We start from the raw sequence: 17,403 nt of genomic DNA, 5'->3' as shown, positions 1-17,403 counted from the left end.
AAGTCTGCGCCCGCTGGTGCTCGCACCTATTCGGGCGGATGACCTTGGCACATGCCCTGAGATGAGTATAAAAGAGAAGTGCAAACTTCTCGATATGCGAATCTCCGGGATGGATTGCGAGAGTGCATTGCACGGAGCAATCCATAGAATCAGTCATTACTCTTCGAAGTCTTTCTCTCTCAGCACGATGCAATCGTCATCATCGTAGCGTTTCTTTGTCAGCAGGCTAAAGAACTTGCCCACGCCGCCCTTCTCATTTTTCTCAATGGCAGCGTCCACGATCCGCTTCACATCTGTGACGCTCACATCATAGTCATCCCGCTGCATATTGCCGATGCGGTTGTAAAGTGCCAGCACTGCCATCTCGTCAATGGAATACTCCAGCTCGTTGGCGTAGCATTTACCAAATTCTACCAGCTCGTCATTATTGAAAATCGGAATGTCGATCTTCGTCGTGCACATAGCTGCCAGCTTCGGATGCAGCTTCATAAACCGTTTAAGAGACTGTTTCTCATCCTCGAAAATAAACAGCAGCTCGCCGGTCTGGCCGCGCATGGCCACTTCCAGGCGGATAGCGGTCTCGTTGGTCAGCTCGCTGGCACGCTCAATGATCAGCGCTCCGCCGCTCAGCTTGCGCACAATGGCAGATACATCCTTCTCATTCAGCGTCTCCGCACTGATCTTCGCCAGCTTGCCTGCGCTGACATGACGGCTCTTCTGGATCGCTTTTACCAGATTGACCGCCAGCATGGTCTTGCCGGAACCCGGCTCGCCCATGATCATAATGTTACCAATATTCGATGTGCCGCCGCGGATATAGCCCTTCTCATTTTCCAGCGCCATCCACAGCTGATCGCTCATGCCGTGCACCGGAGCAAAATAGGTAAACAGCTTCTTCTGATCCTCTGTCAGTTCGCCGTGAGCGCTTGTCTGCCTTCTTTCTTCTCTCCGCTGTACCCGGCGAATCCGCTCTTCGCCGATCCTGCCGTCCAGGGTTCCATCATCCGCATCTGCCAGCACCAGGCTGTCACTGGACAAAGAGTTCACAATCCGGGATTCCAGATTGTCGGCTGCATCTTCGTCCTCATCTGATCCGCCAGGATTGGTATAATAATCGTCGTCCTCATACATCTGATTGCCATAGGAATCCGTGTAGCCGTTGGGATCTGCGTAAGCGTTCGGGTCTGCATAGGTGTCTGGTGCTGCATAGCCATTCGGGTCTGCGTAACTATCTGGCACTGCATAGCCATTCGGATCTGTGTAACCATTCGGCGCTGCATGGCTATTCAGGTCTACATAGGCATTGGCATCTGCCTGAGGCTGCACTTCCTCCTGAACAGGTACGCTGGATTCCGCAGCGGGGGATACTGCTTCTGTTTCCGATGCAGGGATATCTTCGAACCCTTCCGGCATCGCAATCTCCGGCAGGTCATCCTCTTTGGAAATAGCAGTGGCTTCGTCCGGAGCAGGCGTTTCCGCAGGTACGTCCGTTATGCTGTCTTCCGGTTCAAACGTTGCTTCTTTCTCGGTTTTATCCTCAATCGGTTCCGATACCGGGGCTTCGTCTTCGGTTGCTTCTGTTGTCGAGGCAGATGCAGGCTCCTCTTCCAGGCCTTCCGGCATCGCGATTTCCGGCAGGTCGTCCTCCCCGGCTTCAGCAGCAGATGCTTCGACGGTTTCCTCGGTTGTATTCTCCGCCTGAACAGGCGCTTCGGTTGCTGACGCAGACGCAGGTTCCTCTTCCAGGCCTTCCGGCATCGCAATCTCCGGCAGCTCGTCTTCTTCGGAAATAGCTGTGGCTTCTTCCGGGGCAGGCGTTTCCGTAGCATCCTCAGTTACGCCGTTCTTCGGCATGGATGTCCCGAAACCTGCTTCTGTTATGCCGTCTTCCGGTTCAGATGTGGCTTCCTTCTCGGTTTTATCCTCAATCGGCTCCGATACCGGAGCTTCGTCTTCGGTGGCCTCTGTTGCTGAAACAGGCGCAGGCTCCCCTTCCAGATCCTCTGGCATCGCGATTTCCGGCAAGTCATCCTCCTCAGAAATCTCGGATGGTTCTTCCGGCATGGCAATCTCTGGCAGTTCCTCCTCCTCGGAAATCCCGGCATTTTCTTCTGGTGCCAATTCTCCCGCAGATTCCCCGGTCACACGATCTTCCGGTTCAGGTGTAGATGCCGCCTGCGGCTGCGTATTCTTCTGCACAGGCTTTTCTGCCGGTGTTTCTGTTTTTTCAGGCACTGCTCCTGCCGCAGCCGTCGTTTCCTCCGGTGCAGCCTCTTTATTCTCTGCATTTTCTTCTTCCTGCAGCGGTTGTCTTGCTTTCTCCCACTCAGAAAGGATCTCCTGTATCGTCATCTGCCCGGTGATCTGCCGATCCACAGGCTGATAGTCCGGCATCTGCAATACCATCTGGCCATCTGCTTCTACCTGATAACCATCCCCGCCAAGATTCTCGGGATCCTGAATCTTCGGAAGATCGTCTCCATACGGCTGACCATTTCCATAATAGGCTTCGCCGTTCTGTCCATAGTCTGCATTTTGCTCATAACCATTCATTCCGGCATATTCCTGCTCGTATGCCGGATCATACCCTTCCGGATAGCCTTCTGTATACTGCTGCTCATAACCATCCGGGGCAGGCTGTTCCTGCTGATAAGCATTCAGCATATTCGGATTGTCCTGCGCATCTACAAGCTTGGTCTTGTTCATCCGAAGCTCATATTTCTCCTGCTGCGCAGGTGTCAGAGGCTCATAGCGCATTTTCAGTTCCATGGCCTTCATCACATATTTTCCGTCATTGAACCAGAGGATCAGCTCATCACACTCATTGACACACTTCTCTATCTCTCCGGCCTCTTCATAAAGATATGCCAGCTCCAATGCCCACTGCTCTTCATACTCCTGGGCACGGTACTCCTCCAAGATTGCAATCTGATCCTTCAGCGCAGCACCTTTTCCTCTGAAAATCTTATATTTCAGAATCAGTTTGGCCGGATCCTTGGGCGCGGAATGCACAAAATCCTTATAATACTCAATCGCCTGATCGTAATCTTCCAGTCTGATGCAGAGATCCGCGAGACGATACGCGATCATACGTCCCACCGGTGCGCGCTCATATGCCATCATGAGCAGATCCCGGCTCTCCTCATATTTCTCATTTTTCTCATAAATATCAGCAACTTTGCTCAGAGTATTGACACTGCGCACGCGCTTCCAGTCAATATTGTCAGCAATCTTCAATGCAGTCGCATAGTCGTTCCTCTCTATGAGCTTATTAATCTGATCCAGCTTTAACTGATATTCATACTTATCCACTCGTTTCACCTCTGCCCGAATGCTAATTTCGCATGTTTTCTATATATGTATTTTACCATATTCTAAAAATATTTATAATCGGTTTTAGTTTATCATACCCTATTCTTAATGTCAAAATTTTTCCATATTTACAAGCATTCTCCCGTTTGCTATAATCAAAAAAAAAGTGTCCGCTTTTTGGATCGGAGGCATTATGAACGGAGTAAAATTATATCGCAAACGTCTGATTCCCGAAGAGTGTATTCTCCTGAAAGACGATCATCTGTTTTATCAAAGTCCCGATATTCTCATGACTGCCTGGTCTGCCTTAAAGCCCAAACCAGATCTTGACCATGGCATTTCCTGCTACTATTTAAAAGAAGGCTTTAAAATCAGTAAGTTTTACGATCACCAGAATCGTTTTATGTACTGGTATTGTGATATTATTTCTCATCAATATGATAAGGAAGAAAACCGCTATATTTTCACAGATCTGCTGGCGGACGTGATCCTGTACCCGGACAACCACCTGCGTGTCATTGATCTGGATGAACTTTCGTTGGCGCTCTCCGGTGGGCTGCTGCAAAAAGAGGACGTCTGCGATGCACTGTTAAAATTGGATCATCTGCTGCGGCTGTATTATCAGGGATTGTTGAAGGAATACCTGGACGGCATCGACCGCCGCACGGCGCAATACTGGAAAAAATAGTGTGGAAGAGGAAAACACCCCCGCCGCAGTCCCGGTGAAAGACTGCGGCGGGGGTGAAGTGACGTTTAAAAAGAATTATTCAATCCAAATTCCATCAGAAAGTGACGGTGCGGATTCCGAAGTATTGCCCTCATGTACAGTATGATATCCCCTCGCACGATAATAATATCCGCCTGTCACACTGACATTTTTAGCACAATTTGCTGTGTAAGTATTTGTTTTTGACGAAGATACTGATGTTACCGGAACCCATTCTCCATTTACATATCGATCTAAATAAATTGTTGCTACAACTCGATCACAGGTTTGGTGAGCATCTGTCCCGCCTGAAATTCTTACTACTCGATTACCCTCATTACTAATTTTACAATGACCCTTTTGTAAGTAAGTTCCTCGACGCATCATATTTTGCCAAACATCTTCTGATTCTATTTCATCACAAAGAAGTTTCGACTCCATACCTTCCCAACAATCAATTTCGGCGGCTTTAACATTTGAATAAAAGCCAATAAACATTACACAACAAATTATCATTGTAAAAACACTTTTATATATTTTCCTCATCCATATCCCCCTATTTGTTTAATCTACCAAAATTCCATTCCAGAAATCAATTTTACAAACTCTTCTTTGCTAATATCTCCTGTAATTTGATAAAACGCACTTCCATACTCTGCTTCTGCATAATAACAGGTATTATCTTTATCCCTTTGAATCTTATAAAGCAATATCTTTATATCACCTACATTTTTCTCTTCACTATCAAGCGCATCTCCATCATATGTAATCCCCAGAGACATATCTTTGTCTGATTTATCCATCATCACAATAATTGCTTTATTATTATACACATAAAACATTTTTGCCCATTGTGACTGTTCGTCAATATACACACTACTATATTTCATTCCTTCTGGTACATTCATAAAATACAAAGGCTGTATTCCCAGCTCACTTTTTATCAAATCTAATGCCTCTGTTTCAGTATACTCTCGATCCTCCGAAAAATGATTTTCATCATTATTCACCGTTGTAACCGGCTTATTCCCCAACAACCATCCCAGCTTTTCTACCCAATACATACGCATGGCATTGCTGTTGATACTGACGATAAGCACCACTGCTGCAGACGCGGCAGCACCAATGAAGATCCGGGCGCTTTTTCTCCACCTCCTTCTTTTCCTCCTGTCTTTGTCTGACGAGGACTGTGCCGCCTCCTTTCCGATAACGTCCTCCAGTGTTTTTCCGCTGTTTTTGAGTGCCCGACCAAGACGGATAAGTTCTTCCATGTCCGCCTCTTCGTCGTTTTCGGTATGCACGGTGGGAACGGACGCTTCTCTGTCCATTTTTCCATCGCTGCCCTTCTCGTTCTCTCCAGTGCTTTCCGGCACTTCCACCAGCTGTTCCGCTCTTTTGTGAAGTTCAGGATCCGCATGAATTTGCGCAAGCATCCGATCCAGCATTGCCTGGGCGTCCTCCGCCGGAAGTTCAGTCTGAGGCTGACGTGCAAGGGCACGTGCCTCCAGCTCTTTTGCAGTGGCTCTGAATTCTTCTGCCAGTCTCTGATCCTGTTGTTTATTTTCTGCCTCCTCCAATGCTTTTTCATCGGCATCTTTGGAAGGTCTGAACTTGATAATATCCATGGAAATGATTCCCACCTCTGACTGATATGTAGATTACAGTTCGGCTTTTTCCAAGTCTTCCCTTGACTTTTCGGTTTTCGCGTATCATAGTAAACATGTGTCTATTTTTTCGAAGCAATGGCATCTAAAAAAGACTTTGGAGGTTATTATGAAACGCATCGTCCTTACCGGCGGCGGAACTGCCGGGCATGTTACACCAAATATTGCCCTGATTCCCCGTCTTCGAGAACTGAATTACGATATTTGCTATATTGGCTCTTACGATGGCATTGAAAAAAAGCTGATCGAAGAGTTCCATATTCCTTATTACGGTATTTCTTCTGGAAAATTACGTCGTTATTTTGATCCGAAAAACTTTTCAGATCCATTTAAAGTTTTAAAAGGCATCAGCGAAGCCCGCCGTACTCTGAAGGAACTGAAGCCGGATATTGTCTTTTCCAAAGGCGGATTTGTCTCTGTTCCCGTTGTTCTGGCAGCAAAACGGCTTCACATCCCGGTGATCATTCACGAGTCGGATCTGACCCCTGGTCTTGCCAATAAGATCTGTATTCCATCAGCAGCGAAAGTCTGCTGTAATTTCCCGGAGACCCTGTCCCATTTACCTGCGGGGAAAGCAGTTCTGACCGGTTCTCCCATCCGGCAGGAGCTTCTGCGCGGCAATGCGATTGCGGCTCTGGAATTCTGCCATTTTACCGCCAACAAGCCGGTCATTCTTGTTATGGGTGGCAGCCTTGGTTCCGCCGCTATCAATGACACGATCCGCGGAGTTCTTCCCGAATTACTGAAAAACTTCCAGGTCATCCATCTATGCGGCAAAGGAAAACTGGATCCACATTTAACAGATGTACAGGGCTATGTACAGTTCGAATATATCAAAGATGAACTGCGTGACCTGTTCGCCCTTGCAGACATTGTCATTTCCCGGGCAGGTGCCAATGCCATCTGTGAACTGCTGGCATTACATAAGCCAAACATCCTGATCCCACTGTCAGCCAAAGCCAGCCGGGGAGACCAGATTCTCAATGCCCGTTCCTTTGAGGCACAGGGCTTCAGCATTGTTCTGGAAGAGGAATCTGTGACCAACCTCACTCTGTTGAATGCCATTCAGACATTGATGGACAATAAGGAAACCTATATCCAGGCAATGAAGAACAGCAACCAGCAGGATTCTATTGCTACGATCACCGGACTGATCGAGGAACTGACAGCCCGTTAGTTTTCCCGCCAGGAATCACCTGACAAATCATAAAATTCTATATAAAACGATGCATCTGTTCCAGCAGCAATCCAACAACCGCTGCTGGAACATTTGTAATCAATCGCAGTCCTCTATCTGCCTGCCGCATTCCTTGCCAGGATATCTGCACTCACCAGCAGCCATGCTTTTATCTGCTCCTCGCTCCAGTCAGCACATCCACAGGAATACAACTTTACAAATGCCTGCTGACATACTTCGTCTCTTTGCTCTGCCTGCAGCTGATATCTGGCCGCCATTTGAAGAATTGATCTTCCATATCGCTCATACAATTCTTTGATTTTTTCTTCTGTCATCCCACCATCCCCCTGTTTCTCTATCTGTCTCTCAGAAGCGAATCTCCTGATATTCTTCCCGGTAATTTTTACGAATCCATTTTCTTGCCCTGTGAAGCTTCATGCTTACCTGATGATAGGTAAGATTCATCCGCTTTGCAGTCTCCTCCAGCGACATTCCCAAACAACAGGTCATCACCACGATTTCGTATTGTTCTTCATTGACACTCCTCAGATGATCAAGAATCCTGGACCTGAAATCTTTTCTGATGATTTCGTCAAAATAACTGCTGCCAGATACCCGTACACGAAGTGCTTCTGAAAATTCAACATCATCTTCACTGACCTGTTTGTAACGTCCGCCTTTCCTGAGTACATCTTTTGCCGCATTATCGGCAACCACTATCATCCAGGCTTTAAGAACCTCATCCTCCTGCCCCAAATCCACGCGTGCAAATAGTTTTAGAAAAGTTTCCTGACAGATATCCTGTGCACAAAACAAATCTTCCGTTCTGTTAAGTGCCACCTGAATGATGAGGTTCTGATATTTCCAAAATAATACCTTAAACCTCTCCTCATTCGTCTCCAGCATAAAGTCTGCTCCCTTTTATACCTCTTTCATTCTGCTCAGAATATCGTCTCTCATCTCATCCGTGAGTGTTCCCGGATTCCATTTCAGGAAATCTTCTTCCCCTTCATATCTGGGGATCAGATGCATATGGAAATGAAATACGGTCTGTCCTGCTGCAGTACCATTGTTCTGAACAACATTAAACCCATCACAGTTCAACGCTTTCGTCATCTTTCCCGCCATCTTCTTGGCAAGAACAAAGGCTTTTGCGGCCACTGTCTCATCTATCTCATAAATGTTCGCATAATGCTGCTTTGGCAAAATTAATCCATGTCCTTTGGATGCCGGGCCAAGATCCAGAATCACCCGAAAATCCTCATCCTCATAAAGGGTTGCGGACGGAATCTCTCCATTTGCAATTTTACAGAAAATACAATCTTTATCTCTCATATTATTTTACCTCTCTTATCTTTTATTTTTGCGTACTTGTCCAAATCGGGCGGTGCCGCTTTTTGATGATCTTTTCCTACTGATTATAACAAATTTCAGCAGAAGCTTCTATCTTTGTTTCTATCTTTTATGGAAAATTTTTCCACTTGTATGCCATCTGGCGGATATATGGAAATCTCAACGATATACTCCGGACAAACGATCCGGTTATGTATGACAGGCGATATCTGTATGAGATCAGCAGCTTTTGAAAAAGGAATGCCTCTGTTTTGAATTGCTGAAAGATCATGAAGAACCTTTTTCATTGAAAATCAAAAAATAAAGATAAATTATGTTTTTCAGAATTAATTTCTGGTAATTATATCTAATTCTTACTGAAATTTTAATATATTATTGTGTATTTTTCAATCCCCAAATCATCCAAACAATTCTACTATTCTCGACAATATAAGACAAGTGCCGACAATATTCCGCCGATCAGGCCTCCTACATGCGCATAATTGTCCACACCTGATCCGGTGATTCCATGATACAGACTGATGAAAATCAAAAATCCCAGTCGTCTGGTCGTCATATCCTCCAGACGTCCCCGATTTCTGGCTACAATATAGAACAGTGCTCCAATCACGCCAAAGATTGCCCCTGAGGCACCTGCACTCACCGCATAATCTCCGCTGAGCATGGCATGTGCAAAGGACAGGCCGCTTCCCGCCAGCCCTGACAGCAGGTATATCACCAGATATTTCCAGTGCCCAACTGCCCGCTCTACATTATCTCCAAGGAAAAACAGAACCAGCATATTATTGGCCAGATGTGATATGCCAAAATGAAGAAACATTGCAGTAAACAGACGATAATATTCTTTTCCATAGTAAATATAGGGTGCATAAGACGCCCCGTGTTCCACCATATATGAAGCATTTTCCGTAGAACCGAAAAGCTCCATCACCAGAAATACCGCGATGTTGATGATCACAATCGCCGTATTTACGAAAGCCCGTGGTTTTCCATCTGCCCGTCTCGTCAGAAAAGAGCCCTGTTGGCCGGAGGATCTTGCCCGCTTCCATCCACCTGCCGTTCCAGATCTTTCTGATCGTACGGACATCTCCCGGTCAATCTGCTCCAGAAGCCGTTCCAGCCCATAAAACTGCCCCGGCTGATTTTCATAGATAAACAATCTGCCGATTCCGGTATCCCACAGCCAGCAGCCCGGTATCTGTTCTGCCAGCGCCCGATAACGATCCATCTGACTTCCTGCCAACAGGAAAAGCAGCCTTGGGCTTCCGCCCTGCATTTCCAGTTTCTGATAGGCCTCCTGTCCCACACGAAGCAGGAAATCTCTGTCCGGCGCTCCTTTTTCATCTGTCCAGTCAATCAAAATGCCTACTGACCCCATATCTGTATTTCTGTAGTGCAGCACCAGCTGTCCGCCTGCAAAGGTCATTTCCCGGTATCCGCTCTCATGCAGTTTTTTTCTCAAAAGCTCCGATTTTTTCATGGCCATCGGTTCTCCCTGTTTTCCTTTGTTTCTTTTATCATACCTCCCTGTTTTCTATCTGTCCAGAAAATACGCTACAGAAAAAGAAACGCCTGATCCGCAAACAATAATTCATCTCCCTGCACCAGCGTCGCTTTTTCCTCCCTCTGCAGCCGATGACTGTTCAGAAAAGTCCCATTGGTAGATGCAAGATCCTGCACACACCACTCTCCTTTTTCTCGAAAAACAGCCGCATGCACACGACTCACCGTTTCTGCCTGTACCCAGATATCTACCTGCTGCTGATCTTTCCCAATTTTCATATAACTTCCCGACAGCAGCACTTCCTCCTGCGTATCCATCCGGATCAGCTTATGCGGCGTCTCACCGCCCGGGGATCCCAGATATCTCGTGGGCTCTACTGGTCTCACCGAAGGTCTTTGCTCCTGATTCGGAACATTCTTTTTACGATAAAAAATTCTGGCAAACACCACAATTATGCCCAAAGCAAAACATCCCATTGCAATCCACGGGCCATATAGCTGGAAAACCGAAAAAGAGGATTCAGAGGAAACGGCTTCCACTTTGATCTCCGTACCTGCATCCGTAAGCACATAAGCCCGGAACAGTGCAACACCTCCACACAAAATTCCAAAGAAAATCATCAAACCGTTTCGAAGCCATTTTCCATTCGCTTTCTTTTCAGAAGCTCCGTCCGCTCTGGCATCTGTGTTTTCCTTCATGTGTTTTCGGCCAACCGTACTCTTTGTCTTCTGCGCTGCCTTTGCCTTTCTCTTGCTCCGGATATTCTGTTCCGTCTTCGGTCTGGCTTCTGTATACCCGGAAAAATCCACCGCATACTCTCCCTGTTTTCTCCAGCCGCCCCCATCCCACAGTTCATAATCATCCGCCTGCTCTGCTGCAGATTTTCCTTCCGGCTGCACACGCAAAAGCCCCATCAAACTCTCCATACAGGCCTGGGCCTCCTGTGATTTTCGATAGATGCCATACCCCAGTACCACACCCCGCTGCTGCCCATAATCCATGTGATCCAGGATATATTCCGAAAGGCTTCGAAAAGCTTCTGCAAAAGATAAGATTCTGCCGGGCAGATAGCAAAAATGATAAGTTTCCTGCGCATTGACAAAAATGTATGCCGGATCCAGAACGATTCCCGCCGGGGAAAGGAGATATTCGGACACCGCTTTCATGACCTGATCAATCGCCAGAAGCAGTTTCTCCATGTCCTCATACCGCATCCCCGTTTGCACATATTTTTCATTCAATGGCTGCTCATCCAGTGTATGATAGTGAAAGAACAGTACTGCATCCACCATCTGTACATGGCACTCCAGAAGCGCCGGAATCTGGTTGCCAGTCAGCATACGGATCTGATAGTTTTCAAAAGAATACCCGTATTCGTCTTCCAGCACAAGTACGTTTCCCGTACACTCTTTTCTGTACTCTGCCTTCACTGCCCATTTCTCCTTTCCCACCAAACTTGCAGCCACCAGATACTTCGCCCGCAGTTCTGCCTCTTCGAAAACTTCCGTTATTTCTATTCCTTCCAGCGTTGGAGCCGACGCATCTTTCAGATTACTACAATCGAATATTCCGTCTGTAGCTTTTCCCTTTCAAAGACTTCCATTATTTCTATTCCTTCCAGCGCTGGAGCCGACGCATCTTCCGGATCGCCGTCACCGGATGTTCCGTCTGCAGCTCCGCCTGCTCGGAAATCTTCCATGGTTCTGTGTTTATTCCTGGCAGAAAGCGAAGCGGAAAACGCATTTCTGCAGTCATAGACGCTTTCAGCCGATTCCCCTGTACTTTCTGTCGTCCCTGCACCTGATCCGCCAGAAATAAATGACTGGACTGTTCCGATAACACCCGCTGCATCGCTGCCGCTTCATCCTTTCCTTCCCACTTTGCCTTCATTCCTGCATAAACAGCTTCCTGACAAACAGCCTGACAGACGATCTGATTATGCCAGAACGCTCCCAGATACCAGATCAATACAATTACCAGAAATATCATGGGACAGACCACCGCTGCCTCCACGGTATAACTGCCGCACAGGATTATTTTGTTTCCCCACAGTTGTCGTTCATCCTGTTTTTTTATCTCTCTGTCTCCCGGTGTATCACAGATGATCCTTTCCACACTGCCACTGCAATCTTTTCGCCCATCGTTTTCCATGTTTCCTCACTCCCCCATTTTTATCACGTCTTTTTTACTGAAAGAGCAGCATACCCATATATGCCAGAAGTAAAAATGGTGCGAACGGAATCCTGCTTTGCTTTCCAGCTTTATGAAAAACCAGCAGCAGGCCTGACCAGATACCGGCGACCGTCCAGGCAGCCAACAGCAAAAGTGCGTTCCAGCGCCCACCAAGGAAACTCCCCGTCACAAGCAAAAGCAGGGCATCCCCACTTCCTATGGCTTCCCGGGTAAGCAAACTCAAACCAAACAGTCCGGCACCAACCGCCATTCCGGCCACAGCAGCCCCCAACGCCTGATCAGCTGCCACCCTCCACAGCAGCCCTGCCAGGCAAAATAACAGATTTTCTTTCAATGGAATACGCCTGCTGCGAAGATCCGCTCTACTGTTCCACGCCAGAATCAACAGAAGACAGGCCTGCCGCATGAAAGCCTCCTTTCTTTTACCCATCGTGCCCGGCACACTTGGAACAAAATGCACCTTCTGCTTCTTCTCTCGGAACGGTATAAATCATCCGCTTCAGCGCACTGCATCCCAGATCGGTATGATACCGGTTCCCCGTCCTGGTAATGAACACATTGTCGCCGCTATTTTGTGCCGCTCCGCACAGCTCACATCCCCGATAGATTTCTCCATCTGCATTTCTTTTGGTACCCAGTTCCCTTTCCGGGCACACACTGACTGAGGGCTGCAGATAGGTACAGTTCGGATCCGTATGGTATACCGTTCCATGTTCGGTTCTGTATACCACATCCCCCGATAATCTTCCTTCCCCTGACACGCCGTCTCCGCCGATCCATGCCCGGGCAGTCCCCGCAGCACGGCCCTGTACCAGATGTCCCCGTGTCAGAGAAAACAAAGGCCTTACCCGAAACCGGGTCTGCAGGACGATCAGTGCCTGTTCTGCGGACAGATCCGCCTGCCCGCTTTGCTGTCTGGTCACCGGCATCCCCACCCCAGCCAAAACAATCCCTTTTTGTTTCTGATACGCCGGTGGGCAGGCCAGAAGCAGTTTTCCCTGGGCATAAACCGTTCCGACAGCAACTGCAGCCCCCGGCTGATCTGTGCCCCCGGTTTCTGCCCCATACTGTAAAACAGCCATTTCCCTGGAAGACTGCATCAGAGACAGATCCGCCCTGGACTGGACATGCAAAGTCTGAAAAAAATACGGACAGCGACAGAAAAAACAGCAGAAACAGCGGAAGCACCGCCGCTGTCTCCACCGTGATACTTCCTTTTCCGGAAAAGGCGGTGAACAAAGACATCTTCCCCAGAGAATGCAAATGATCCTTACATTTAGATAGGAACCCGGCTCCCGGATTTGAAGCCAGACAGAGATATTTTGATAGAAGAGAGTCATGTTTTTTTATTTTCTTACACGTCCGTATATATAAGACAGGTGGTGCATTATTTTTCCCTGGAGAAGACATCTTTCTTCACCGCCTTTCTGTTTAAAAATCCATGTAACCATAAGTTTCTTCTGTCCCATACGTTCCACCGCTCCATCGGGAGGGCAGAAACAATGGAGAGAGCGTAAATTCCGCTCTGGCCCGCACGGCAAACACGCCTGTATCCAGGCAGAAGTCCGGCCTGTTTTTCCCGATGCGTATGGTCTGTTCTGCCATATCCATGCAGCGCAGCGTCCGTTCTTCCAGCGGAGTAAGCGCCAGAAGCAGCCGCACATAGCCCACATAGTCCATTCCCGCCTGCTGAGAGGCGCCATCCTCCACAGAGAAAGAAAATAGCCGTTCTACCGTGCACTGAAAGGTCTCATCTGTTTTCACAAATACCACCTTTTCTCCCTTGCATAAAAGCCGGACATCCATCAGACTTTCCTCATAAGCCCACAAAAGAACGATTGCTGTCTTCATAAGCTCTGTCAGCATGGGGATTGCCAGTACCCCGCAGATCACGGCTGCCAGTGCCTCCGCTTCCGCCTGTCGCTGACCGGAGGACAACAGATAGGTAAAATTCATACCAAATCGCAGGAGCAGCAGCCGTTCCAGCACACTTTTCAGATTCTCCCGATCCTCATTTTTGCCTGCCAGCACATACTCGCACTGGTAGGCAAACGCCCCCGGCACCCGTTCTCCCTGTGTCAGACAGGACAGCCGATCCAGAACATATTCATTAAACAGAAGCGCCTCCCCCGTTACCTTCGGAATCTCCAGAGACAAACTGCCAAAGCCCTGTGCCCGCGTCCGCTGGCTCATCAGCGTACCCGGTTCTACTGCAGCCGAAGAAAGTGCTTCTTCCCCGGCCACTAACCCCAAAACGCCCATTTTCATATACTGCTTCAGTGTGTGGATCGGATTTTCAAACTCCATAGCCGAAAGATCCGGTTCCGGGGCTGCTCCGCCGGGGTTTTCCTTTGCTGCAGCCTCTGCCTTCTCGATTGCCGCTGCTTTGGCCGCTTCCCGCATTTCTTCGATTCCGTCTGAAACCGAATCCGCCTGCGTAAGAAGAGACTGTCCGGTTTGCAGAAAATCCCTTCCCTGATCAGAAAGCACCTCATCTGCCAGTTTTTCCATAAGTGCCTCCCTGGCATACAGCACCGCCTGATACCGAAACGCTGCTCCACCCGCATCCGATGCCAGAACCACCGCTTCCGGTGTCACTGTTCCAACATGAACGCCTGTATAGCTGCCGGATTGTTCTTCGCCGATACCAGCCGACGCATACTGTCTGATCTTGCTGCCCAATGCTTCCGTGTAGAGTGTCCCCTTGCTTCCTCCTGACAGAAAGAATACCTCATACTGTTCCAGCAAATCTCTGTCATATTCCGAAAAGAGACTGAACATCCCCTGATCCAGCGCAGCAACACACTGCACTCTGGCCGTCTGTACCCTTGCGCTCTCCAGCAGGCCCAGCAGCAGCGTCAGCACCAGAAGCAATAGAAGGCTTAAAAATACCGTAACGCTTCCCTCTGCAGCATCCTCGCATTTTGATGGTTCTGCCGTCGGCTTCCAGCGTTCTGTCTGTTGATTCCGATCCGCATCTACTCTGACCATTACAGGCTGTATCATCTGCCAGCTCCCCGATTTCACATACCCTATGCGCATCAGATCGTTCCGCTTCTGGTTGTAATGGTCTTGAAAATACTGTTTACCAGATTGGTCAGCTGTTCCTTGAAAATGATAACCAACCCAATAAGTACCACCAGGATCAGGATCATCTCCACCACACCAATTCCTCTGTCTTCCTTTAAAATCTGCATGACTGATCTGAGCATAAAAATCCCCCTTACATCTTATAGTTGAAAAGCTGCGAAAGCCGGGTAAAGAATGATCACAATGGTCACCACCAGCATGAGAAGCATTGGCAGAAGCATCCGTGTACCCGCTTCTTCCCCGGTCTTTCTCGCTCTTCTTTTCTGTTCCTCAAACGCTTCCCGCGACTCCTGCCCCAGGCTTTCCAGCAGTTTATGATTTCCTTTTCTGCTGTTTTGCGCCAGCAGACCGCCCAGCCGCATATAGGGTAAAAGTCCACACCGCTTCCCATACTGTTCGCAGGCTCTCCCCTCTGAAATACCGTTCACCATCTCGTAGTAAGACAGCGTCAGATCCTCGTAGGCATAACGATAAATTCCTTCCTGTTCTTTTCTTCTGCGGTAATCCATGGCGATCCGTCCAAAAGCAGTCTGCACCGTCAGTCCGGCCCGCATAAGAACCGTCAGCTTACTGACCAGTCCCGGATAATCCGCCAGCAGCTGCGCCCGCCGTTTTTCCGTCTCCCCGGTGATCCGTTCATCCCGGCAGATATACAGCAGGATTCCCGCCAGAAACAGCAGCAGCGACAGGAACCAGAATTCTTTTCCGGCTCTTTTCCGAAAGGTGACGTTTTCTCCGTCTATCTGTTCCGGCAGGGAAAAGCCTTCTTCCTGCAGAGATTCCTGATCAGCTTTTTCCAGTGCATGATCCGTTTTCCGCCGAAAAGCTTCCCCGTCTGTCTTACGGAGCGGATATACCATCACTTCTCTCGTATAGACGGCTTCCTCCTGCTGACAGGCAATCACAGCCCGTACCTGTACCAGTTCCCCTGCTTCTTCCGCAAAGCTGTCCGCAATCTGTCCGGCACTGTTCAGCACGTCCGGCTGATCCGTCATCCACTGTACCACCACACCTTCCAGCGGTTCTGTCTCAAACACCAGCGGCAGATCCACCCGATGAGGGCTGCTGTTTTCTCCCAGAAACGCCTTGTCCAGCAAATCCATGGCCTCTTTCAGGCGTTCTTTTGCCTCCGCCGCAGTATATACTCGCTCGGAAAGCTGTAAAGATACCGTTTCCTTTGTGCCATCCTGCCGTACTGCCTCCAATGTTTCCTGCCGGTCTCCCTGATGATAGGATGGACGCTCCACAAAGCTTACTTCCAGCTGCTGCCGCTGATACAAGCCCCAGACAACGCCGCAGACTGCCAGCAGCAGACAGACCAGACAGCAGATCAGGAATTCCCGGATCTTTTTGCAATGGTACTGCTCCAACAGCTGTTCTTTCTTTTTACCCGGATGAAGCAGCATCAGCTGTTCTCCCAGCAGTCCTCTGTCTTTGAAAAATGTCTGGTAGAACCGACTCCTGTAAATCCATTCCACCAGTCTGTCAAACTTCAATCTGCAACACCCGACCTCCCAGGTAAACTGCCGCTGCATAAATAACAAGACACAATGTCATCATGCATATCCCGGCACCACAATGATAAAGTGCGTCCAGATATCCCGGTGAACCTGTCCGGATATACAGAATAATGCCAAAGGGAATCATACACATGATCCGCTGCTCATATCTTCTGCCCGCCGTCAGCACTTCGATCTCTCTCTGCACCGTTTCCCGCGCCTCCATAATGTCCGCCGTCTGTTCCATAATCTGTACCAGATTGCCCCCAGTACGCTTAGCCGCATGAAAAATATCCGCAAAACAGACCGCATCCTCCAGCCCGCTCCGGTCTGCCAGTTCTGATAAGAGTTGTTCCGGCGTCCGATTCATGGACAATTCCCGCGTCATCAACTCCAGTTCCTCCATCATGGCAGTATCCTTTCCATGAATAGAGCGAAGATCTTTGAGTGCTTCCAGAACAGCCCGCTCTGCGCTGTCTCCTGCCCGGATGGAAGCCGCCATGGCCTGCATCCCTTCCTGAAATTCCGACGCATACCGCATCCGCCGTTTTCGCAGAAGCGCTTCCCTTCGAAACCCTCTGTAAAAAGGGAAACACACCGCCAGTGGGAGCAATGCCCACCAGGAATCGTAAAACAGCCATGCTCCCACGCCACTCAGAACTGCCCATTCCGCCACCAGCTGCCACTTCTCCTTTGTGGAAAGCGCGGTCTGAAATCCTCTGGGTCGGACGGTCGGTGCCCTCGCATGCCTGCCCTGTTTCCAAAACAATCTGTCTGTTAGCCACATATTCCATCCCCCTGCATCTCCAACATTTTATCTGCCACCCGCACAACTCCTTGCTTTCCTGTGATTCACAGGACACGATCTTACCTTTCATATAACGAACGTCGCTGCCTCCGATTTT

General features: G+C 48.7%; 17 protein-coding genes. 2 read left to right on the top strand and 15 right to left on the bottom strand.

Translation table 11 applies throughout. The annotated features are described in order from the left end of the window. Positions 1–156: 156 nt before the first annotated feature. On the bottom strand, positions 157–3,312 hold the full coding sequence (locus RJD28_01935) for a hypothetical protein (GenBank protein WNV58343.1): 3,156 nt from the start codon (positions 3,310–3,312) through the stop codon (positions 157–159). Positions 3,313–3,505: 193 nt separating this feature from the next. Here RJD28_01935 and RJD28_01930 point away from each other — a divergent pair, with 193 nt between their 5' ends. Further along, positions 3,506–4,000: a DUF402 domain-containing protein gene (locus RJD28_01930; GenBank protein WNV58342.1), complete on the top strand. Its 495-nt coding sequence runs from the start codon at positions 3,506–3,508 to the stop codon at positions 3,998–4,000. A 75-nt stretch (positions 4,001–4,075) separates the two neighbouring features. Here the strand turns inward: RJD28_01930 and RJD28_01925 are convergent, their stop codons facing one another. Both RJD28_01925 and RJD28_01920 read right to left on the bottom strand, forming a co-directional pair. Beyond that, positions 4,076–4,564 (bottom strand): DUF6147 family protein, encoded by a 489-nt coding sequence (locus tag RJD28_01925; GenBank protein ID WNV58341.1) that lies wholly within the window; start codon positions 4,562–4,564, stop codon positions 4,076–4,078. 23 nt (positions 4,565–4,587) lie between these two features. Then, positions 4,588–5,643: a DUF4367 domain-containing protein gene (locus RJD28_01920; GenBank protein WNV58340.1), complete on the bottom strand. Its 1,056-nt coding sequence runs from the start codon at positions 5,641–5,643 to the stop codon at positions 4,588–4,590. A 148-nt stretch (positions 5,644–5,791) separates the two neighbouring features. Here RJD28_01920 and RJD28_01915 point away from each other — a divergent pair, with 148 nt between their 5' ends. After that, positions 5,792–6,859, top strand: a complete 1,068-nt coding sequence (locus RJD28_01915; GenBank protein ID WNV58339.1) for an undecaprenyldiphospho-muramoylpentapeptide beta-N-acetylglucosaminyltransferase — start codon at positions 5,792–5,794, stop codon at positions 6,857–6,859. A 113-nt stretch (positions 6,860–6,972) separates the two neighbouring features. On the opposite strand, the gene RJD28_01910 is transcribed toward RJD28_01915, so the two are convergent. The 12 genes from RJD28_01910 to RJD28_01855 form a co-directional block, all read right to left on the bottom strand. Next, positions 6,973–7,194, bottom strand: a complete 222-nt coding sequence (locus RJD28_01910; protein ID WNV58338.1) for a sigma factor — start codon at positions 7,192–7,194, stop codon at positions 6,973–6,975. Between the two features lie 31 nt (positions 7,195–7,225). After that, positions 7,226–7,765 (bottom strand): sigma-70 family RNA polymerase sigma factor, encoded by a 540-nt coding sequence (locus RJD28_01905; protein ID WNV58337.1) that lies wholly within the window; start codon positions 7,763–7,765, stop codon positions 7,226–7,228. 15 nt (positions 7,766–7,780) lie between these two features. Continuing rightward, positions 7,781–8,194, bottom strand: coding sequence for an HIT family protein (locus RJD28_01900; GenBank protein ID WNV58336.1), 414 nt, complete (start codon positions 8,192–8,194; stop codon positions 7,781–7,783). 433 nt (positions 8,195–8,627) lie between these two features. After that, on the bottom strand, positions 8,628–9,692 hold the full coding sequence (locus RJD28_01895; protein WNV58335.1) for a rhomboid family intramembrane serine protease: 1,065 nt from the start codon (positions 9,690–9,692) through the stop codon (positions 8,628–8,630). Positions 9,693–9,766: 74 nt separating this feature from the next. After that, on the bottom strand, positions 9,767–11,182 hold the full coding sequence (locus tag RJD28_01890; protein WNV58334.1) for a DUF6382 domain-containing protein: 1,416 nt from the start codon (positions 11,180–11,182) through the stop codon (positions 9,767–9,769). A 142-nt stretch (positions 11,183–11,324) separates the two neighbouring features. Beyond that, positions 11,325–11,867: a pilus assembly protein gene (locus tag RJD28_01885; GenBank protein ID WNV58333.1), complete on the bottom strand. Its 543-nt coding sequence runs from the start codon at positions 11,865–11,867 to the stop codon at positions 11,325–11,327. A gap of 34 nt (positions 11,868–11,901) precedes the next feature. Beyond that, positions 11,902–12,315, bottom strand: coding sequence for a prepilin peptidase (locus RJD28_01880; protein ID WNV58332.1), 414 nt, complete (start codon positions 12,313–12,315; stop codon positions 11,902–11,904). Positions 12,316–12,331: 16 nt separating this feature from the next. Next, positions 12,332–13,009 (bottom strand): hypothetical protein, encoded by a 678-nt coding sequence (locus RJD28_01875; protein ID WNV58331.1) that lies wholly within the window; start codon positions 13,007–13,009, stop codon positions 12,332–12,334. 331 nt (positions 13,010–13,340) lie between these two features. Then, positions 13,341–14,915 (bottom strand): DUF5702 domain-containing protein, encoded by a 1,575-nt coding sequence (locus RJD28_01870; GenBank protein WNV58330.1) that lies wholly within the window; start codon positions 14,913–14,915, stop codon positions 13,341–13,343. A gap of 35 nt (positions 14,916–14,950) precedes the next feature. Then, positions 14,951–15,121, bottom strand: coding sequence for a Flp1 family type IVb pilin (locus tag RJD28_01865; protein WNV58329.1), 171 nt, complete (start codon positions 15,119–15,121; stop codon positions 14,951–14,953). An 18-nt stretch (positions 15,122–15,139) separates the two neighbouring features. Next, on the bottom strand, positions 15,140–16,495 hold the full coding sequence (locus RJD28_01860) for a hypothetical protein (GenBank protein ID WNV58328.1): 1,356 nt from the start codon (positions 16,493–16,495) through the stop codon (positions 15,140–15,142). Next, a complete protein-coding gene (locus RJD28_01855; GenBank protein WNV58327.1) occupies positions 16,485–17,285 on the bottom strand; it encodes a type II secretion system protein F in 801 nt (266 codons plus the stop codon). The genes RJD28_01860 and RJD28_01855 overlap by 11 nt, the downstream gene beginning before the upstream one ends. Positions 17,286–17,403 lie beyond the last annotated feature (118 nt).

The sequence above is a fragment of the Oscillospiraceae bacterium NTUH-002-81 genome (genome assembly GCA_032620915.1).
In the GTDB taxonomy this organism is placed as follows: Bacteria; Bacillota; Clostridia; order Lachnospirales; family Lachnospiraceae; genus JAGTTR01.
Note: the sequence above shows the minus strand (reverse complement) of the source record. Positions and strands in the feature narration are given on the sequence as shown.

Bases quoted from the DNA above. Each gene is read 5' to 3' on its own strand.
- RJD28_01905 (WNV58337.1), bottom strand. From the start codon at position 7,765: ATGCTGGAGACGAATGAGGAGAGGTTTAAGGTATTATTTTGGAAATAT.
- RJD28_01875 (WNV58331.1), bottom strand. From the start codon at position 13,009: ATGCAGTCTTCCAGGGAAATGGCTGTTTTACAGTATGGGGCAGAAACC.
- RJD28_01885 (WNV58333.1), bottom strand. From the start codon at position 11,867: ATGGAAAACGATGGGCGAAAAGATTGCAGTGGCAGTGTGGAAAGGATC.
- RJD28_01920 (WNV58340.1), bottom strand. From the start codon at position 5,643: ATGGATATTATCAAGTTCAGACCTTCCAAAGATGCCGATGAAAAAGCA.
- RJD28_01925 (WNV58341.1), bottom strand. From the start codon at position 4,564: ATGAGGAAAATATATAAAAGTGTTTTTACAATGATAATTTGTTGTGTA.
- RJD28_01880 (WNV58332.1), bottom strand. From the start codon at position 12,315: ATGCGGCAGGCCTGTCTTCTGTTGATTCTGGCGTGGAACAGTAGAGCG.
- RJD28_01895 (WNV58335.1), bottom strand. From the start codon at position 9,692: ATGAAAAAATCGGAGCTTTTGAGAAAAAAACTGCATGAGAGCGGATAC.
- RJD28_01870 (WNV58330.1), bottom strand. From the start codon at position 14,915: ATGATACAGCCTGTAATGGTCAGAGTAGATGCGGATCGGAATCAACAG.
- RJD28_01865 (WNV58329.1), bottom strand. From the start codon at position 15,121: ATGCTCAGATCAGTCATGCAGATTTTAAAGGAAGACAGAGGAATTGGT.
- RJD28_01910 (WNV58338.1), bottom strand. From the start codon at position 7,194: ATGACAGAAGAAAAAATCAAAGAATTGTATGAGCGATATGGAAGATCA.
- RJD28_01915 (WNV58339.1), top strand. From the start codon at position 5,792: ATGAAACGCATCGTCCTTACCGGCGGCGGAACTGCCGGGCATGTTACA.
- RJD28_01900 (WNV58336.1), bottom strand. From the start codon at position 8,194: ATGAGAGATAAAGATTGTATTTTCTGTAAAATTGCAAATGGAGAGATT.
- RJD28_01930 (WNV58342.1), top strand. From the start codon at position 3,506: ATGAACGGAGTAAAATTATATCGCAAACGTCTGATTCCCGAAGAGTGT.
- RJD28_01855 (WNV58327.1), bottom strand. From the start codon at position 17,285: ATGTGGCTAACAGACAGATTGTTTTGGAAACAGGGCAGGCATGCGAGG.